The sequence below is a fragment of the Aeribacillus sp. FSL K6-8394 genome, from assembly GCF_038008865.1.
In the GTDB taxonomy this organism is placed as follows: Bacteria; Bacillota; Bacilli; order Bacillales; family Aeribacillaceae; genus Aeribacillus; species Aeribacillus composti.
Map to the genome: position 1 here is coordinate 1202023 of NZ_JBBPAA010000001.1, position 17503 is coordinate 1219525.

Genomic DNA, 17503 nt, shown 5'->3' on the forward strand with positions numbered 1-17503 from the left:
TAGACTGCGCTTTCATTGTATAAAAATGTTTCATCATTGTCTACCATTCTTTATAAAAAGACGTCGTTTATTTCATCTTTGCTGGTCTAAGCGGTATATAAAGCTTAAAAGCTCAGCTACCACTTCATAAAGCTCCTCGGGAATTTGCTCATTTATTTCCACTTCTGACAAAAGTTCAATAAGCGAGGGATCTTCTTGAATCGGAACATTGTTTTCTCTAGCTTTTTCAATGATTTTTTCAGCGACATACCCTTTACCTTTTGCCGATACTTTTGGCGCGGCGTCCTTTTCATCGTTATAGCTGAGGGCAACAGCTTTTAAATCTTTTGTTTCCTTTTTCATATTTTGATGTCCACCTTCTGGTAAGGTTGTCCGGAAATGACCTTTTGAGTTTGTTCATCCGTTTTTCCCTTTTGGATAGAAACTCCTGTTAAAACATAATTGATTTGTTTTAAATTTTCCTGAAGGCTTCCCAAATGCTGAACAATATCGCTTTCTTCAAGAATGTCGTTGTAAATCGTAACTTTTACAGCGCGATTTTGAATGAATACGTCCACTACTGTTTCTTTTATTTCTTTTAAATACAATGAAAAAACGATTCGGCAAAAATTAGGATTTATTTTTTCTGTTTCGTCTTTTTTTCCGTTGATTTGGATTGTAATATCCGTCCATTGCTCTCCTAACTGAATGGGGACATGAATAAAAAATTGTTCAACAGGTCCTTTTTGTTCCCGCATAAAATGCTGTCCGTTTATGTAATCTAAAGCGCGCTCCATCGCCCCTCTTAAACTTGAATGTTCCATATTTTGCAAATATTTTATAAGCAGTGTCTTTAATGGCCATTCACTCTGACCGCTACTGCTTTCAGCATGTTCAAATAAGCCGATTTTGGCTATCGCTGTTTTTAACAATTGTTTTACTTCTTGAGCGGAAACGTTGTGGATGCTTTGCTGAAACATCGCTTTCAGCATATTTTTTTCTTCCGCGTTCAGCATTTGTCCAATTCTACTTCCGTCCGCCTTGTCTTTTGTGAATGGTTGAAGCAATGCTTGCTCACTGTTTTCATTCAATATAAGCTGCTTAATGGCTAGCGGATTTTCTTTCATCCAAAATTCAAGCTTATTCAACAATTGCTTGGAAAAGGTGTCATTTCTTTCTCGCAATATTTGGTTCACTTCTTCGGCTTTATATAGAAAACGAAGGTTTGTAAGCTGAAACAGGTTTCGGTTTAGATCTTTCATGTCCTCGGCTCTTCCGCTATTGTTTAACATTTCGTCTAATTGAAAAAGGAGCTGAGACAGCTTCTTCTCATCTTGAACAGCCAGCAAAGGACGGATGACATGCTCCGCAATTGGCAGTTTTTTTTCAAAAGCGATGAGAAGCGCCTGAAATAAACTTTCACGAGGAGCTTTTCCCTTAAAGGACTGCAAAATGTTGATGGCAAGAGCCAAGTCTTTTTTGGAAAAAGGAATTTCATTTTCAAGCAGCAAATCAATAAGCTGCGAGGCCGTATTGTCAGCAGGCAGGCGGAAATGTTCAAGAATAGCTCGGCCTGTATGACCTTCATCTTTTTCCGGAAACAAAAGCTTCAGTCTGATTCCGCTTTCCGTTACTTCAGTCTGAAACCAATAAGTTTTCATTGCTTGAATATCCGCCTCAACAGCAGCGGTTAATTTCATTTTTCCAATTGCAAGCAATGCATGAGAATTAGGATAAATTTTCAACACTTTTCCTTTCACAATCTCTTGATCTTGAAATGTTTTGGCCGCGGGATCAAAAAGAGATTGAAGACTTATCTTCCTAAGAAGAGCAGATATTTCATTCATTCTTATCACCCGTTAAAAAAGTTTAACGCATCTTGTACCGGAGCAAAGCTTTTCCGATGATGCTCCGTCACACCGTGCTTCTCGATCGCTTCCAAATGCTGCTTTGTACCGTAGCCCACATGACGTTCAAAGCCGTATTCCGGAAATTGCTTTCCCAGCTCTTCCATGTACCTGTCTCTCACAACTTTTGCGACGCAGGAGCTTGCTGCAATCGTAATGCTTTTTTCATCACCCTTAATGATGGAAAGCTGCGGAATATTAATTGGTAATTCAAGAGCATCAATCAATAAATGATCCGGCTTTCCCTGCTTTAATTGATCAATGGCTAAAAGCATTGCTTTTTTTGTCGCATTGTAAATGTTTAGTTCATCAATTTCTTTTGCCGACACAAACCCAATCCCGACATCTACTGCCAGATCCATTATGTATTGAAAAAACTCTTCCCGTTTTTGCTTCGAAATTTTTTTCGAGTCCGTCAGCCCCGGCAAATAAAATTCATCAGGCAAAATCACGCAAGCAGCAACGACCGGACCTGCAAGACACCCTCTTCCCACTTCATCAATGCCTGCCAGCATTCGAAATCCCTTTTCTTTCAATTCTCTTTCGTATTTGCACATGTTTTGAAACTGCTGTCTCAATTGCTGCTCTTTTTCATATTGCTTCAGCCATTTTTTTACTAATTTTTGGACGGTTTTCCGCTCATCTTTTTGGCAGGCAAGAAAAAAAGGGTCGTTTATATCATGGATGGCACTGAGCTTTTCTTCAATTTCCTTCGCCGTTAAATTCAACTTTCTTCAACCTCTCCCTTAATATTTGCATTTGTAAATTTCGTTCGAATAGTTTGTACATGAACGGCTTCCTCGGCTGCAATTTGATTAAGCGTCTATTTTTCACATGCTCAAATGACTTTCAAGACTTTTTTACTATTTCCCGAAAGCTTCTTTGGAAGCTCTTTACCCGTCAAGAAAGGAAAACCGATTAACCGGTTAAGCGCCGATTGCACCGCTTCTCTCAAGTGAACGAGTTTTGTTAAAAATAAAATATAGACACGCGGAATGCGTGCCTTTATTCATTTGGCCTGTCAAAACTTATTTTCCCCAGCTTCAATGTCCGAACATCCCTTATGAACACTTCCGCCGTCTTGTCATAGTCTATCAGGCCGCCAGCTGATAAACAGCCTCTTTTTTTTCCAATATGATCAAATAAGTCGACGATTTCATTTTCATTCGATAGATTGTCGATTTGATAGCGATCCATTAAACGATCTGGATAATGCTTGATCAAGTATCGCATCGCATAAGCTGCTACATCCTGCAAATTTAAAATCTCATCCTTAATGGCGCCTGTCGCAGCCAGCTTCAGCCCGACTTCTTCATCTTCAAATTTCGGCCAAAGAATGCCTGGGGTATCGAGCAGCTCCAATTCTTTTCCTGTCTTGATCCAGCTTTGCTGTTTCGTTATGCCTGGACGATCGCCGGTTTTGGCAATGTTTCTTCCTGCAAGGCGATTGATCAGCGTTGATTTGCCGACATTCGGAATTCCAACAATTAATGCGCGGATCGCCCTTGGTTTTACCCCTTTTGCTTTCATTTTTTCACGTTCTTTTTCGAGCAGTTCTTTTGAAAGCTGCACGATTTGTTTTAGTCCTGATCCTGTTTGCGAGTCGATGGCTATTGATGCAATGCCCTGTTCTTTGTAGTACTGAATCCATTCTTTCGTAATGCTTTCGTCTGCCATATCCTTTTTATTTAAAATTAAAATTCTTTTTTTATTGGCAATAATGTCATCAATCATCGGATTTCTCGATGACTGAGGGATTCGGGCATCGACAAGTTCATAGACAATATCTATCAGTTTCAATTTTTCAACAACTTGCCGTCTCGCTTTTGCCATATGCCCTGGAAACCATTGAATCGTCATCTACTTCACCTACTTTACAACTCCAAATTCAGAAAGCGGCCAATAAACAAAATTAGTTTTCCCCATAACTGATTCAATCGGAATGGTCCCTATATGCCGCGAGTCTTTGCTGTATCTTCTATTATCACCCATAACAAACAATTCGCCTTCAGGCACAGTTGATCTTCCAATAATGTCTTCAAGTTTAAATGGTTCTGTTAAAGGGCCATCCACGCCGTTTTGTTTATATTTTTCCAAGTATGGCTCTTCATACTTCTTGCCGTTAATGTAGAGGGTGTCATCTTTATATTCTATATGATCGCCAGGCAAACCGATGACACGCTTAATGTAGTCTTTCTCTTCCGTTGCATGAAAGACGACAATGTCAAAGCGTTTTATTTCACCAAGCTTCGTTCCGATTTTATTCACGATCATTCGGTCCTGGTCTTGTAATGTCGGCATCATGGAAACTCCATCAACGACAATCGGAGCAAAGAAAAACGTCCGAATGACGACCGCCAACAAGACGGCGACACCTAGAGCTTTCATCCACTCAAAAAATTCATTTTTTTTACGTGACATTTCTTTCACACCTTTATGTTTTTAAAATGGTTTTTTATTTATTTTAATACAATTATTGGCTTAACAAAAGAACATGTCCACCTATTTTTAAACAGATTATGCTTTCGTTAAATAATTTTTTCCAAAAATATTAAATGAATTCATAAGTGAATGACTGCTCACATGACAAAAGGGCCTGTATTGAATACAAGCCCTTTTTATGTTCGAATGTTTATCTTTCTTTAATGCGAGCTGCTTTACCATGTAGATTGCGCAAATAGTAAAGTTTTGCACGACGCACTTTGCCTCGGCGAACAACTTCGATTTTCGCAATTCTTGGAGTGTGCAGCGGGAATGTGCGTTCAACACCTACGCCGTAAGAAACTTTACGAACAGTAAATGTTTCGCTAATACCGCCGCCGCGGCGTTTAATCACAACTCCTTCAAAAACCTGAATCCGTTCACGGGAGCCTTCAACAACCTTCACGTGAACACGGACGGTATCCCCAGGTCTAAATTCAGGCAAATCTGTGCGAAGTTGTTCTTTCGTAATTTCTTCAATTAATTTTTGCATCGCAATCATCTCCTTCCAACAGATGCTCATACAAGATGCTTGCAGCGGAACATCGTTTTAAAAAGACAAGACCGGCTGTCTATGTCACAAAACGTATCTTATCATAGGAAACAAACCATTTGCAAGCATTCATTTCGCCTTTTTTATTTCTTCCAGCCATTTTTTTTGCTTTTCCGTTAAAGAATAGCCGTCCAATAAGTCAGGTCTGCGCTCCCATGTTCTTCGGAGCGATTCTTTTTCCCGCCATTCGGCTATTTTTTCGTGATGGCCTGACAATAACACATCAGGCACCTTCATCCCCCTGAATTCAGCAGGGCGGGTGTAATGCGGATGTTCAAGCAGTCCCGTTGAAAAAGAATCATTTTGGTGCGATTCTTTATTTCCGAGAACACCTGGTAGAAGACGCACAACACAGTCAATGATGACCATCGCGGCAAGCTCGCCGCCTGTCAGGACAAAGTCTCCAATTGAAATTTCGTCTGTCGCAAGAAAACGGATTCTTTCGTCGTAGCCTTCATAATGGCCGCAAATAAATATTAGATGATCTGCTTGAGCCAGCTGCTCTGCTTTTTTTTGGGTAAAGCGTTCTCCTTGCGGACAAACAAGTATGACTTTCGAATGCTGTGCGTTTCGCTTTTCTTTTATAGCCTCAACAGAATGAAAGATCGGCTCCGGCTTTAATACCATGCCGGCACCGCCACCGTACGGATAATCATCGACCGACTGATGCTTGTCTGTTGAATAGTCTCGAAAATTAATAACGTTAATCGAAACAGCATCCTTCTCCTGAGCTTTTTTTAAAATCGATTGGTTAAAAACTCCAGCGAACATATCAGGAAATAAAGTCAGTACATCGATAATCATTTGTCCAATAACCCTTCCATAGGAAAAATGATGACTCGCTTCTCTTTCACATCAATATGTTTCACAACATCCTCGATATATGGAATCAACAAATCTTTTTTGCCTTTTCGTTTGACAACCCACACATCGTTGGCACCGGGCGTTAAAATTTCATTTATGATCCCCAGCTCATCGCCGTCTTCGGTATACACGGAGCATCCGATGATTTCATGAAAATAATATTCTCCTTCATCCAGGCTGCCAAGCTGGCTTTCTGGAACCTTTATGTCTGAGCCTTTAAACGGCTCAACCTCATTGATCGAATCATACCCTTCAAAAGACAATAAATCAAAATTTTTATGAATTCGATGAGATTTGACAATAACTTCAACAGGCTCTTTGTCTTTTTGAAAAATGTATAAACGGTTTCCGCGTTTATATCGCTCATCAGGAAAATCAGTTACGGAAACGACGCGCACTTCGCCGCGAATTCCGTGCGTATTGACAATTTTTCCGACTTGAAACCATTTTTCGGCCATATGATCACCTCTAGCGAATCTCTTTTACTACTCCATCTTCGATCACAATCGTTTTTTCATTCAGCAATTGATCCCAGTTGTCGCCTTCTTTTACTTCGATTACTGCGTTCACTTCCCGTTCTTTTAATTCGCTGCCTAGAGGGAGCATATCGATTTGCTGAAGCTTAAATTCCATCAACTTCATTTTTTCCTTTCTTTTGTTGATTTCCTGATGGTACTGGGAAATAATGGACTGGTTTTTTGTTGTTTTTTCAGCTTTTTTCAGCTGAAAATATAATTGATCGCATTCCCGTTTCATTTCTTCTTTTTTTGCCTGCCATTTATGAATCAGTTTTTCCTTGCTGTTTTCCGTCAATATTTGCTTTACTGTGATCGGATAAATGATTTTCATTCCTCTCTCCTCCAGTCATAAAATTGCTCCGAGGAGTATATTCATGGAAGATCCCTCCCGGCTTTTCCCTTCTGGCCAGAAGAGGGAGGTCTGGAATCGTCGCAATTTCAAATGTGATTTTTTGATCCTGCGAAATCAGCTTTTCTTCTTTTGTAAAAAAGGCGAGGAGCAATCCCCTCACCTTTTAATCATTAATTTTAAGCGTTACTCTCATTGATTTGCCGCTAGCCGCTGCATAAACGACCGTCCTGATCGCTTTTGCAATACGGCCTTGTTTTCCAATCACTTTGCCAATATCGTCTTGGTGAACAGAAAGAGTATATACAATTTCACCTTTTTTCTCCTCTCTGTTCACCTTGACTTCATCCGGATGATCAACAATAGCTTTGGCAATTGTTGTTATTAACTGTTCCATAATAATCACACATTATTTACTATATTTCGCATTGTGGAATTTTTCCATAATCCCTTGTTTCGAAAACAGGTTACGAACAGTGTCAGACGGTTTTGCACCGTTTTGAAGCCACTTAAGAGCCAATTCTTCGTCAATTTTCACTTCAGCAGGATCCTTTACTGGATTGTACGTACCGATCGTTTCAATGAAACGTCCATCTCGAGGAGAACGGGAATCAGCTACAACAATGCGATAAAATGGAGATTTTTTTGCACCCATGCGTTTTAAACGAATTTTAACTGCCATATTTTTTTACACCTCCGAAATATTTTCAACAAAATAGAATATTATCAATGATCAAAAAGTTTGTAAAGTGTTTTTTCTTAACAGAATAAATTTTTATTACATAAAAGGAAATTTAAATCCTTTTCGCTTGCCTTTTGTCATTGAAGTCATTTGCTTCATCATTTTTTTCATTTCTTCAAACTGCTTTAAAAGCCTGTTTACTTCCTGGACAGAAGTACCGCTCCCTTTAGCAATCCGTTTTCTTCTGCTTGCATTAATAATTTCCGGCTTCTCTTTTTCTTCTTTTGTCATGGAGCGGATGATCGCTTCAACGTGGCTTAGCTGCTTTTCATCAACTTGAATGTTTTTCAAGCCTTTCATTTTCCCTGCACCAGGCAGCATGGAAATCAACTCATCAAGAGGACCCATGTTTCTTACTTGTTCAAGCTGCTCTAAAAAATCATCGAAGGTAAAAGACATCGTCCTCATTTTTTCTTCCAGCTGCTTCGCTTTCTCCTGATCGACGTTCTCTTGAGCCTTTTCGATCAGGGTCAAGACATCTCCCATTCCTAATATACGCGATGCCATTCGTTCGGGATGAAACGGTTCGAGCGCATCCAGTTTTTCGCCCATCCCGGCAAATTTAATCGGAGCACCTGTTGCCGCACGAATGGAAAGCGCAGCACCGCCACGTGTATCCCCATCAAGCTTTGTCAAAATAACACCGGTAATGCCAAGCTCATCATGAAAGCTTTTTGCCACATTGACGGCATCTTGTCCAGTCATGGCATCGACAACGAGAAAAATCTCATCAGGATTTGCAGCTTCCTTCACCTGCTTTAATTCATCCATCAGATTTTCATCGATATGCAAGCGTCCGGCTGTATCAATGAGAACATAATCATGATGCTCATTTTTGGCATATTCCAGCGCCTGTTTGGCTATTTCAACAGGGCTTACCTTGTCGCCGAGTGAAAATACAGGCATGCCAAGCTGCTTTCCTAATGTTTCTAATTGTTTAATGGCTGCAGGACGATAAATATCAGCTGCAACAAGAAGCGGGTTTCGGTTATGTTTTTTTCGCAAGTAGTTGGCAAGCTTTCCAGTCGTAGTCGTTTTCCCTGCACCTTGAAGGCCCGCCATCAAAATCACCGTCGGCGGCCGTTTGCTTACGGCAATTTTGCTCTGCTCGCCGCCCATCAGCTCGGTCAGCTCTTCTTTCACTACTTTGATAACTTGCTGGCCTGGTGTCAAGCTTTTCATGACTTCCTGGCCAACAGCCCTTTCGCTGACTTTCTTAATAAAGTCTTTGACGACTTTATAGTTGACGTCCGCTTCCAAAAGAGCAAGACGAACTTCCCTCATCATTTCTTTGACATCCGCTTCAGAAACCTTTCCTTTGCCGCGGATTTTAGCCATCGTGTTTTGCAGTCGGTTGGCTAATCCCTCAAAAGCCATGGCGGCTCCTCCTAATCCAGTTTTTCCAAAAGATGAAGTAGTCGGTCAAATTCTTCCTTCATTTCCGATTGGAAAGGCAGACCTTTCAGCTTTTCAATTATTTTTTTACGCTCTTGAAATTTCTTGAACAGCTGAAGCTTCTGCTCGTATTCCTCCAGCATCATTTCCGTCCGTTTTATGTTGTCGTACACTGCCTGGCGGCTGACGTTGTATTCTTCAGCAATTTCACCTAGGGAGTAATCATCCAAGTAGTACAGAGACATGTAGCTTTTTTGCTTTGGCGTCAACAACGACTGATAAAAATCAAATAAATAATTCATCCTCGTTGTTTTTTCAAGCAACATCAACACCCCCTGTTGTTAAGTGAATTGCCTTTACATGTTTTTAGTGTATCGATTCTAACTATAGATGTCAAGTTTTTTTCTTAACACAATTACGTTACGCTTCATCTACTAAATCGGCAAACAGCCCATAAACATATTTCTCTGCATCAAATTTCTCAAGATCGTCCATTTTTTCGCCAAGCCCCACCAGTTTTACAGGAATGTTCAGCTCATTTCGAATGGCTAGAACAATTCCTCCCTTCGCAGTGCCGTCCAATTTTGTCAAGGCAATTCCAGTGACATTTGTCGCCTCCGAAAACTGTCTTGCCTGGCTCATTGCATTTTGTCCGGTTGTCGCATCAAGGACAAGCAGCACTTCATGCGGAGCACCTGGAATTTCCCGTTCGATAACCCGCTTTACTTTCTCAAGCTCTTTCATTAAATTCATCTTATTTTGAAGCCGTCCAGCAGTATCACATAATAAGACGTCTACTTTGCGAGAGCGAGCGGCCTGAATGGCGTCATACACGACGGCAGCAGGATCAGAGCCTGCCGATTGTTTAATCACATCTACGCCAACCCGATCCCCCCAAACTTCCAGCTGTTCGATGGCACCTGCTCGGAACGTGTCGCCGGCAGCAAGAAGGACAGATTTTCCTTCTTCTTTTAATCGATGTGCAAGCTTTCCGATCGTCGTCGTTTTTCCAACACCATTGACGCCAACAAACAATACGATGTTTAACCGGCCGTCTTCAATGTTTAAGTCGTTAGGAGCGCCGTCATCTCCTTGGTAAATTTCAACAAGCTTTTCGGAAATGGCAGCGCGCACTTCCTTCGGTTCTTGAATGTTTCGCCTTTTCACTTCCATTTTCAATTCATCGATCAAGTCCATGACCGTTTGAACGCCGACATCGGCAGTAATCAAAATTTCCTCTAATTCCTCGAAAAATTCTTCATCAACCTTTCGATAGCGCGAAACAAGTTCATTTAAGCTTTCTGTAAAAGAGCTTCTCGTTTTTTCAAGCCCTTCTTTAAATTTTGCCGTTACTGAATCCTTCTGCTTTGAAATTTTTTCTTTTAATTTCTTAAAAAAACTCATTTATTTTTCTTCCTTTCACGACGATTTCACATATCTAACTGTATCTTCCAAGCGGACGGATACAACTTTTGACACTCCCGATTCTTGCATTGTCACACCATATAAAGCATCCGCTTCTTCCATCGTCCCTTTCCGGTGGGTGATGACAATAAATTGAGTATTCTCACTGAAACGCTTCAAAAATTTAGAAAATCTTTGAACATTTGCTTCATCCAATGCCGCCTCTACTTCATCGAGAACACAAAACGGAACAGGACGTACCTTTAATATGGAAAATAGAAGGGCAATTGCAGTCAAAGCGCGTTCGCCTCCGGACAGCAGGCTTAAATATTGCAGTTTTTTCCCTGGAGGCTGAGCAATAATGTCCACTCCGGTGTTTAACAGATCGTCGGGATTTGTCAAAATTAAATCCGCTTTTCCGCCTCCGAACAGTTCTTTAAAAACGGTATCGAATTGAGAACGTATTTTGGCAAACATTTGGGAAAACTGCTTTTTCATTTCTTCATCCATTTCGGCGATGACTTTAAAAAGAGTTTCTTTTGCATTCAATAAATCGTCCCTCTGTTCTGTTAAAAACTCATGCCGTTCACGCACCCGCTCGTACTCATCAATTGCCCCTAAGTTTACGGTTCCAAGCTCTTCTAATGCCAGTTTAATCAGCTTTACTTTTTTCTTCGCCTCTTCTTTCTCCATCTGTAAAGGAAAGCGGGCCTTTGCTGCTTCAAAAGTTAGCTTATACTCATTTTGCAAATAATTCAAGAGCTGATCAAGCTCCACATCCAGCCTGTTTAATTTCACTTCTTCATCTTTTAGAACGTCCGTCAGTTGTTTATGAGCGCGCTTCAGTTCTTTCCATTCTTTTTCTTCTCGTTCCAGCTCTTCTTGCATGCTCATTCGCTGGCGTCTGCGGGATGCGATCAATTCAATTGTTTTATTTTTGTCCTCAAGCTTCTCCTTTTTTATTTCTTCCAATTGGATTTCACCGGAATGATCGCGGTTGATTTCATCCAATAATAGTTGTAAATCTTTTTCCGCCTCTTTCTTTTTTTGAATCGCCAGATGATATTCTTTTTCAAGGCGTGCTAATTGTTCCTTACTATTTTTAAAGGATTCCTCTTTTCCTGCAAGAATAATTTTGAGCTCTGTTATTTCCTGCATCCATTCTTCCTTTGATTTTTGCTGTTTCTCCTTCTTCTCGGCCAGCTGACGAATCTCTGAATCTAGCTGTTGTATTTGTCCTTCCATTTGTTCGATGGAGGACAGCAATTTTGTTTTTCTTTCATCTAACTTCTCCTGTTCTTCTACATAGGCGATTTTTTCAGCATCGTAAAGCTTCAAATGATCATTAATATTTCGCTCTTTTAATTCAATTTCCCTCAAGCTGCCCTTCAAAGCTTGCTCTTCCATTCGCAAAGAAGATCCTTCTTCCCGCAGATCATCAAGTTCTTTCTCTTTTTTGGCAATCGATTGCTTCAGATTTTTTACTTCTTTTTCGAGCGAAGCTGTCTTTTCTTCCATTTCCGCAATTTTGTCGCGAATCGACTCAAGCTCTCGGTTTTTAGTAAGGAAAGAAGGTGATTTCTGCTTCACCGCTCCTCCTGTCATCGATCCGCCTGGATTGACTACATCGCCTTCAAGCGTAACAATTCGGTGCGAGTACTGAATTTGTTTGGCAATCGCATTTGCCCCTTCCAACGTTTTTGCAATAATAACGTTTCCTAACAGATTTTCTATGATCGGCTTATATGCTGATTCATATTCCACGAGTTGAGACGCTATCCCGATAAAATCAGGATGGCTTTCTGCAATCGAAAGCTGATATTTCGGGATTGAGCGGCCTTTGATGACAGATAAAGGAAGGAACGTCGCTCTGCCGAATGCATTTTTCTTCAAAAACGCAATCGCCTGTCTTGCCGATTCTTCATCGTCAACGACTATATGCTGGCTTGCCGCGCCAAGAGCAATTTCAATGGCTGTTTCATATTCATGTTTCGTTGTCAACAGCTCGATAGCAGCACCATGTATGCCTTTTAGCTTGTTTTTTGCTTTTAAAACTTCACGGACACCCTGGAAGAAACCGGTATAATCCTCCTGCATCGCCTCTAGCATTTCTTTTTTTGATTTTGCTTTTTGTAAATATTGATATGCTTGATAAAGCAGCGATTCCTTCTTTTCATATTGTTGTTTTAGGCTTTCCAACGTTTTTAAGCCTGTATGATAAGAGGAAAGCTGATTTTGCAATGTTTTTCCGATTTTAGAAAGCTGTGCTTCTATTTTCCCTTTCTCTTTTTTCAGCTCTTTTCTTTCGGAAATATATTTTTCGTTTGCCTCGTCTAAGCGGTCTGCTTTGACTTTTCGCAAGCTTAGCTGCTCCTCAATATAATTGATTTCATTTCGAGCGCTTGCCAGCTCATTTAATTTTTCAAAATAGTCACTTTTTAGCTGCTCAAGCTTTTCCTCGATGTTTCCATCCAGGCTTAGCAGCTCGTTTTCTTTTTTTTGCAGGAAGGATTTTAGTTCTTTTACTTCTTTTTCGCATGTTTCATAGACGCTTTTTTGCTCTTCTTTTTCTTTTAATAATTGATTTATTTGTTCAGTCAGCTCAGCGATTTGCTCTTTCAACTGCTGTTCGTTTTGCGCCGCATGTTTTTTTCTTTCTTTTAAAACTTCTTTTTTCCCTTCAAGCTTCTCCAGTTCTTCGCTTGCCAAAAGAAGAACTTGCTGCAAATCATTGATTGATTCATCCAATGCACTGATTTGATCCCGCATTTCTTCCAGATTCGCTTCTTTTTTTTGTATTTGCGATGTCAGCTCTAGTTCGCGATCGCGATTTTCTTCGACCGAACGCTTCAATGCTTCCCATCTATCATGAAGCTCTTCAATTTCATGCGCGAGAAGAGCGACCTCATGCTGCTTCAGTTCTTCCTTTTTATCCAAATAATCCTTTGCAATAGATGCCTGCATTTTAAGGGGCTCAATTTGCACATTCAGTTCATATAAAATGTCTTGAACTCTATTTAAATTTTCTTCAGTTTCAGCAAGTTTTATTTCAGCTTTCTTTTTTCGGGTTTTATATTTTAGCACACCAGCCGCTTCTTCAAAAATTGTCCGCCGATCTTCCGGTTTCGCGCTTAAAATTTCTTCAACCTTTCCTTGGCTGATAATTGAAAACGCTTCTTTTCCGAGACCGGAATCCATGAACAGGTCGATAATATCTTTTAAGCGGCAAGATTGCTTGTTTATAAAAAATTCACTTTCTCCAGAGCGGTAAACTCTTCTTGTCACACTTACCTCATGATAATCGATCGGCAAAAACTGATCGCCGTTATCAAGAATTAAAGTGACTTCCGCCATATTTAAACGTTTGCGAGTATCGCTTCCAGCAAAAATAATATCCTCCATTTTGGATCCTCTTAATGATTTTGCTGATTGCTCCCCAAGAACCCATCGAATAGCTTCTGTTATATTCGATTTTCCGCTCCCATTTGGGCCGACAACAGCGGTAACACCGCCAGCAAAATCAACGCTGATCCGATCTGCAAAAGATTTAAATCCTACGATATCTAAACGTTTGAGGAACATGGTGATCCCCTTTCATTCCAAATAAGTCTTTCCTATTTTACCATAACAAAAAATGATCGGAGCAATATCAATAAAAAATCCCCCGTTTATTTTTGGGGGAATTCGCCTAATTTTTGCAATCCTTGTTCAGCTGCATGCTGTTCTGCTTCTTTTTTGGAACGGCCCACTCCTGAACCGATCACCTCTCCGTTTAAAGATACGGTTGCAACAAATTCTTTATTATGAGCGGGGCCTTTTTCTTCCAAAATTTTATAATCCAAAACACCTTTTCCGTCACGTTGAATAAGCTCTTGCAATCTGCTTTTAAAATCCATCACATGAGAAAAAGCACCTTCGTCGATTTTCGGGAAAACGAACTTATTTAAAAAAGAAGTGACTGACTCAAGACCTTGATCCAAATACAAAGCGCCGATAAATGCCTCAAAGACATCAGCTAAAAGAGCTGGACGACCGCGTCCCCCAGTCATTTCCTCTCCTTTTCCGAGCAAAACGAGTTCGCCAAAAGAAAGCTCGTTGGCAAAAGTAACAAGCGATGGCTCGCAAACAATGGCAGCTCTCAGCTTTGTTAAATTGCCTTCAGACATTGTCGGATATTTTTTATACAAGTACTCCGAAACCGTCAGCTCCAATACTGCATCACCTAAATATTCCAGCCGTTCATTGTCTTCATACGGTTTTTTGCGATGCTCATTCACATAGGATGAATGTGTAAAAGCCTGAAATAAGAGCTTTTCATTCGTGAACGTAATGCCGATTTTTGCTTGGAAATCACGAAACTTTTCTATTTTTTTTAAAAAATTTTTTTTAAAATTTGTTTTGTTAGGCATACGTTACCTCCATTTTCTAAACAAATGAAACAACCTCTACTTTATGTTAACAAAAAAAGGGATGAAAAGGGAGAAAGCCCCGCAAAGATACGGGACTTTTTAAAAACATGCAATTATAGTTTGCTCTGTATGTAATTAACTGCATCCCCTACAGTCACAATTTGTTCCGCTTCTTCGTCGGAAATTTCCATGCCGAACTCATCTTCTAATTCCATAACAAGTTCAACAACGTCTAGGGAATCAGCGCCGAGATCGTCTTTAAAAGAGGATTCAAGCTTTACTTCAGATTCATCAACTCCGAGACGGTCGACGATGATCTTCGTAACACGCTCCAATACATCTGCCATAACTTTCACCTCCCTCCAGTATTATAGAAGATTTGTCTTCATATTACTACAACGAATTCAAAATTAATACATGACCATTCCGCCGTCGAGACAAAGTGTTTGCCCTGTCATATAGGAGCTTTTATCAGAAGCAATGAATGTTACCATATTGGCAATATCATTCGGCTCGCCGAAACGTCCGAGCGGAATTTGTTTGAGCATTTCATTTCTTATTTGTTCAGGAAGCTGATCCGTCATATCGGTTGAAATAAAACCTGGCGCTACAGCATTTACTGTAATATTTCGGCCCGCCAGCTCCTTCGCAGTCGTCTTCGTCAGTCCGATAATCCCGGCTTTAGCCGCTACATAGTTTGCCTGGCCAGCATTACCAGCTATACCGACGATCGATGCGATGTTGATGATCCTGCCGGAACGCTGCTTCATCATTTGTCTTGTGACCGCTTTTGTACAATTGAAAACGCCTTTTAAATTTATGTTGATCACGTCGTCCCATTCTGATTCTTTCATTCGCATAAGCAAATTATCTTTCGTGATTCCGGCATTATTTACAAGAATGTCGAGACGGCCGAATCGTTCGATTACTTCATTGACCATGCTGTTTACTTCATCAGCATTTGCAACATTAGCGCGAATGGCAAAAGCTTTCCGTCCTAAGGATTCAATTTCTTTTACCACTTCATTGGCTTTTTCCTCATTACCAGAGTAATTTACAGCAACATCCGCGCCATTTTTGGCAAGATCAATAGCAATCGCTCGGCCGATTCCGCGGCTTCCTCCCGTTACAAGGGCCGTTTTCCCTGAAAGCATAATCATACCTCCTCGTATACTAAGTTTCAGAAAGTTTTTTTATCGAATTTCCAGTCCGATACGCTCCTTGACAATCGCATATCTTGGGTGGTTGCCTTTGTGGGAGGGGCGCGCCCCTCCCACAAAGGGTTGAGCGTACCGGGGTTGGACTTTTCGCAATGTTCCTGGATAATGGTCTTAGGATCATCGGGGATACTCTTCTCACTCCTGTAGCTTTGACTACTTGTAAAGTCTGTCTCCTCGGCCCCTGTTTGGACGTCTAACCCGCAGGCTGTTCCCGTTGGTTTTCCCCATGCTGGAAGGAGCAGCTTCCAGGGCAGCCCATGGTCCAACGTGAGTTCTCATATGCGAGGGTGACTGGTCAACAGGCGCGATCCGGGGGCATCCCGAAGAGTCCTACCCCTCGATCCTACAACAATAGGAGGTGATCTCATGAAACTCTACGTCGGGATCGACGTGAGCTCACGCGACTTAGCCACCTGCATTATGGATCATGAAGGAAATACGTGCGCACGCTTCAAAGTGGATAATCATCTTCTGGGCGCCACCTTCCTTCGGGATCAAATCCTCCTGTGGGCTAACAAGCGAAAGCCAACCGAAATTCTGATCGGGATGGAAGCCACCTCGGTCTACAGTTGGCATCCAGCTATGTTTTTCCACCAGCAGGAGGCCTTGCAGGCTTGGAACGTCAAGGTGTTTACGATCAATCCAAAGCTCATTCGCAAGTTTAAAGAAGCCTATGTCGACTTGGAGAAAACGGATGACATCGATGCTTGGATCATTGCGGATCGGCTTCGCTTCGGCCGTCTGAAGATGACGGCTGTCCTCAAGGAGCAGTTTCTCGCGCTTCAGCGACTGACACGCATGCGATATCATCTCGTCCACCAGTTAACCCGTGAGAAACAGTATTTTCTCCAGCACTTGTTTTACAAATGCAGTTCCTTTACCCAAGAGGTGGACAGTTCGATCTTCGGACATGCCATTCTCGAACTGCTGCTTGAGTCGTGGAGCCTCGATGACATCTGCCAAATGGATGTCAAGCAGTTGGCCGACTTCCTGCGCCAAAAAGGGCGCAATCGCTTTGCCGATCCGGTGCATCGCCAAGTCGATTCAAAAGGCGGCCCGTTCGTCGTATCGGTTGTCCAAGTGTGTCGAGGATTCCATCGACTTGCTGTTAGGGCTGTCGATTCAATCAATCCGCAGCCTGCAATCGCAGCTCAAAGAGCTCGATAAAGCCATTACCCGCCATCTTGAAGGCATTCCGAACACACTGCAAACCATCCCAGGCATCGGACCGGTTTATACCGCAGGCATCCTGGCCGAAATCGGGCAAATCGAGCGGTTTCACAACCAGGCCGCCTTGGCAAAATATGCCGGCTTGACATGGTCCAAGCACCAATCGGGCCGTTTTCAAGCCGAGGACACCTCCCTCATTCGTTCCGGCAATCGCTATCTCCGTTACTACCTAGTGGAGGCTGCCAACTCGGTGCAACGGCATGATGCGACGTTTCGTGCGTACTACCGGAAGAAGTATGAGGAAGTGCCCAAACACCAACATAAACGAGCCCTCGTCCTCACCGCTAGAAAACTCGTGCGTGTGATCGATGCGCTGCTACGCAACGGTCAAATCTACACGCCAAGAAAGGGGGAAGATCGATAAGAGGATCGATCTGGTATACCAATATCAACCTTTAGACCCAGTTTATTACATGTACCAATACTGGGTTTCTTCAGTATTGCCTTTTTTC

At 41.6% G+C, this 17503-nt stretch carries 18 protein-coding genes and 1 pseudogene; 1 reads left to right on the plus strand and 18 read right to left on the minus strand.

Annotated elements, in window-relative coordinates; all coding sequences use genetic code 11:
* Positions 1-72: 72 nt before the first annotated feature.
* The 18 genes from NSR00_RS05525 to fabG all read right to left on the minus strand — a co-directional run bounded on the left by NSR00_RS05525 (position 73) and on the right by fabG (position 15755).
* Positions 73-342 carry an EscU/YscU/HrcU family type III secretion system export apparatus switch protein gene (locus NSR00_RS05525; RefSeq protein ID WP_063388419.1) on the minus strand — a complete coding sequence of 90 codons (270 nt, stop codon included), beginning with the start codon at positions 340-342 and terminating at the stop codon, positions 73-75.
* Positions 339-1826, minus strand: coding sequence for a hypothetical protein (locus NSR00_RS05530; RefSeq protein ID WP_340787524.1), 1488 nt, complete (start codon positions 1824-1826; stop codon positions 339-341). Before NSR00_RS05530 ends, NSR00_RS05525 begins: the two co-directional genes overlap by 4 nt.
* A 5-nt stretch (positions 1827-1831) precedes the next feature.
* On the minus strand, positions 1832-2614 hold the full coding sequence (locus NSR00_RS05535) for a ribonuclease HII (RefSeq protein ID WP_094246058.1): 783 nt from the start codon (positions 2612-2614) through the stop codon (positions 1832-1834).
* A 277-nt stretch (positions 2615-2891) separates the two neighbouring features.
* Complete coding sequence (ylqF, locus tag NSR00_RS05540; protein WP_063388422.1) at positions 2892-3746, minus strand: ribosome biogenesis GTPase YlqF; 855 nt, start codon at positions 3744-3746, stop codon at positions 2892-2894.
* Between the two features lie 9 nt (positions 3747-3755).
* Entirely contained in the window at positions 3756-4307 is a 552-nt protein-coding gene (gene lepB, locus NSR00_RS05545; protein WP_063388423.1) for a signal peptidase I, read from the minus strand.
* A gap of 211 nt (positions 4308-4518) precedes the next feature.
* Positions 4519-4860 (minus strand): 50S ribosomal protein L19, encoded by a 342-nt coding sequence (rplS, locus tag NSR00_RS05550; RefSeq protein WP_063388424.1) that lies wholly within the window; start codon positions 4858-4860, stop codon positions 4519-4521.
* A gap of 129 nt (positions 4861-4989) precedes the next feature.
* On the minus strand, positions 4990-5724 hold the full coding sequence (trmD, locus tag NSR00_RS05555) for a tRNA (guanosine(37)-N1)-methyltransferase TrmD (RefSeq protein ID WP_340787527.1): 735 nt from the start codon (positions 5722-5724) through the stop codon (positions 4990-4992).
* Positions 5721-6242 (minus strand): ribosome maturation factor RimM, encoded by a 522-nt coding sequence (rimM, locus tag NSR00_RS05560; RefSeq protein ID WP_066246531.1) that lies wholly within the window; start codon positions 6240-6242, stop codon positions 5721-5723. The genes trmD and rimM overlap by 4 nt, the downstream gene beginning before the upstream one ends.
* A gap of 10 nt (positions 6243-6252) precedes the next feature.
* On the minus strand, positions 6253-6633 hold the full coding sequence (locus NSR00_RS05565; protein WP_063388427.1) for a YlqD family protein: 381 nt from the start codon (positions 6631-6633) through the stop codon (positions 6253-6255).
* A 184-nt stretch (positions 6634-6817) separates the two neighbouring features.
* A complete protein-coding gene (locus NSR00_RS05570; protein WP_063388429.1) occupies positions 6818-7048 on the minus strand; it encodes a KH domain-containing protein in 231 nt (76 codons plus the stop codon).
* Between the two features lie 12 nt (positions 7049-7060).
* On the minus strand, positions 7061-7333 hold the full coding sequence (gene rpsP / locus NSR00_RS05575) for a 30S ribosomal protein S16 (RefSeq protein ID WP_063388430.1): 273 nt from the start codon (positions 7331-7333) through the stop codon (positions 7061-7063).
* Positions 7334-7429: 96 nt separating this feature from the next.
* On the minus strand, positions 7430-8770 hold the full coding sequence (gene ffh / locus NSR00_RS05580; protein ID WP_066246533.1) for a signal recognition particle protein: 1341 nt from the start codon (positions 8768-8770) through the stop codon (positions 7430-7432).
* A gap of 11 nt (positions 8771-8781) precedes the next feature.
* On the minus strand, positions 8782-9114 hold the full coding sequence (locus tag NSR00_RS05585) for a putative DNA-binding protein (protein WP_063388432.1): 333 nt from the start codon (positions 9112-9114) through the stop codon (positions 8782-8784).
* A gap of 94 nt (positions 9115-9208) precedes the next feature.
* Positions 9209-10192, minus strand: a complete 984-nt coding sequence (gene ftsY / locus NSR00_RS05590; protein WP_327873756.1) for a signal recognition particle-docking protein FtsY — start codon at positions 10190-10192, stop codon at positions 9209-9211.
* A 15-nt stretch (positions 10193-10207) separates the two neighbouring features.
* Positions 10208-13774: a chromosome segregation protein SMC gene (gene smc / locus NSR00_RS05595; protein ID WP_340787531.1), complete on the minus strand. Its 3567-nt coding sequence runs from the start codon at positions 13772-13774 to the stop codon at positions 10208-10210.
* A gap of 86 nt (positions 13775-13860) precedes the next feature.
* Positions 13861-14601: a ribonuclease III gene (gene rnc / locus NSR00_RS05600; RefSeq protein WP_340787533.1), complete on the minus strand. Its 741-nt coding sequence runs from the start codon at positions 14599-14601 to the stop codon at positions 13861-13863.
* A 113-nt stretch (positions 14602-14714) separates the two neighbouring features.
* Positions 14715-14948, minus strand: a complete 234-nt coding sequence (locus NSR00_RS05605; RefSeq protein ID WP_063388436.1) for an acyl carrier protein — start codon at positions 14946-14948, stop codon at positions 14715-14717.
* A 63-nt stretch (positions 14949-15011) separates the two neighbouring features.
* Entirely contained in the window at positions 15012-15755 is a 744-nt protein-coding gene (gene fabG, locus NSR00_RS05610; protein WP_063388437.1) for a 3-oxoacyl-[acyl-carrier-protein] reductase, read from the minus strand.
* A 432-nt stretch (positions 15756-16187) separates the two neighbouring features.
* Between fabG and NSR00_RS05615 the strand changes: the two are divergent.
* A pseudogene (locus NSR00_RS05615) lies at positions 16188-17415 on the plus strand (IS110 family transposase).
* Positions 17416-17503: the final 88 nt, after the last annotated feature.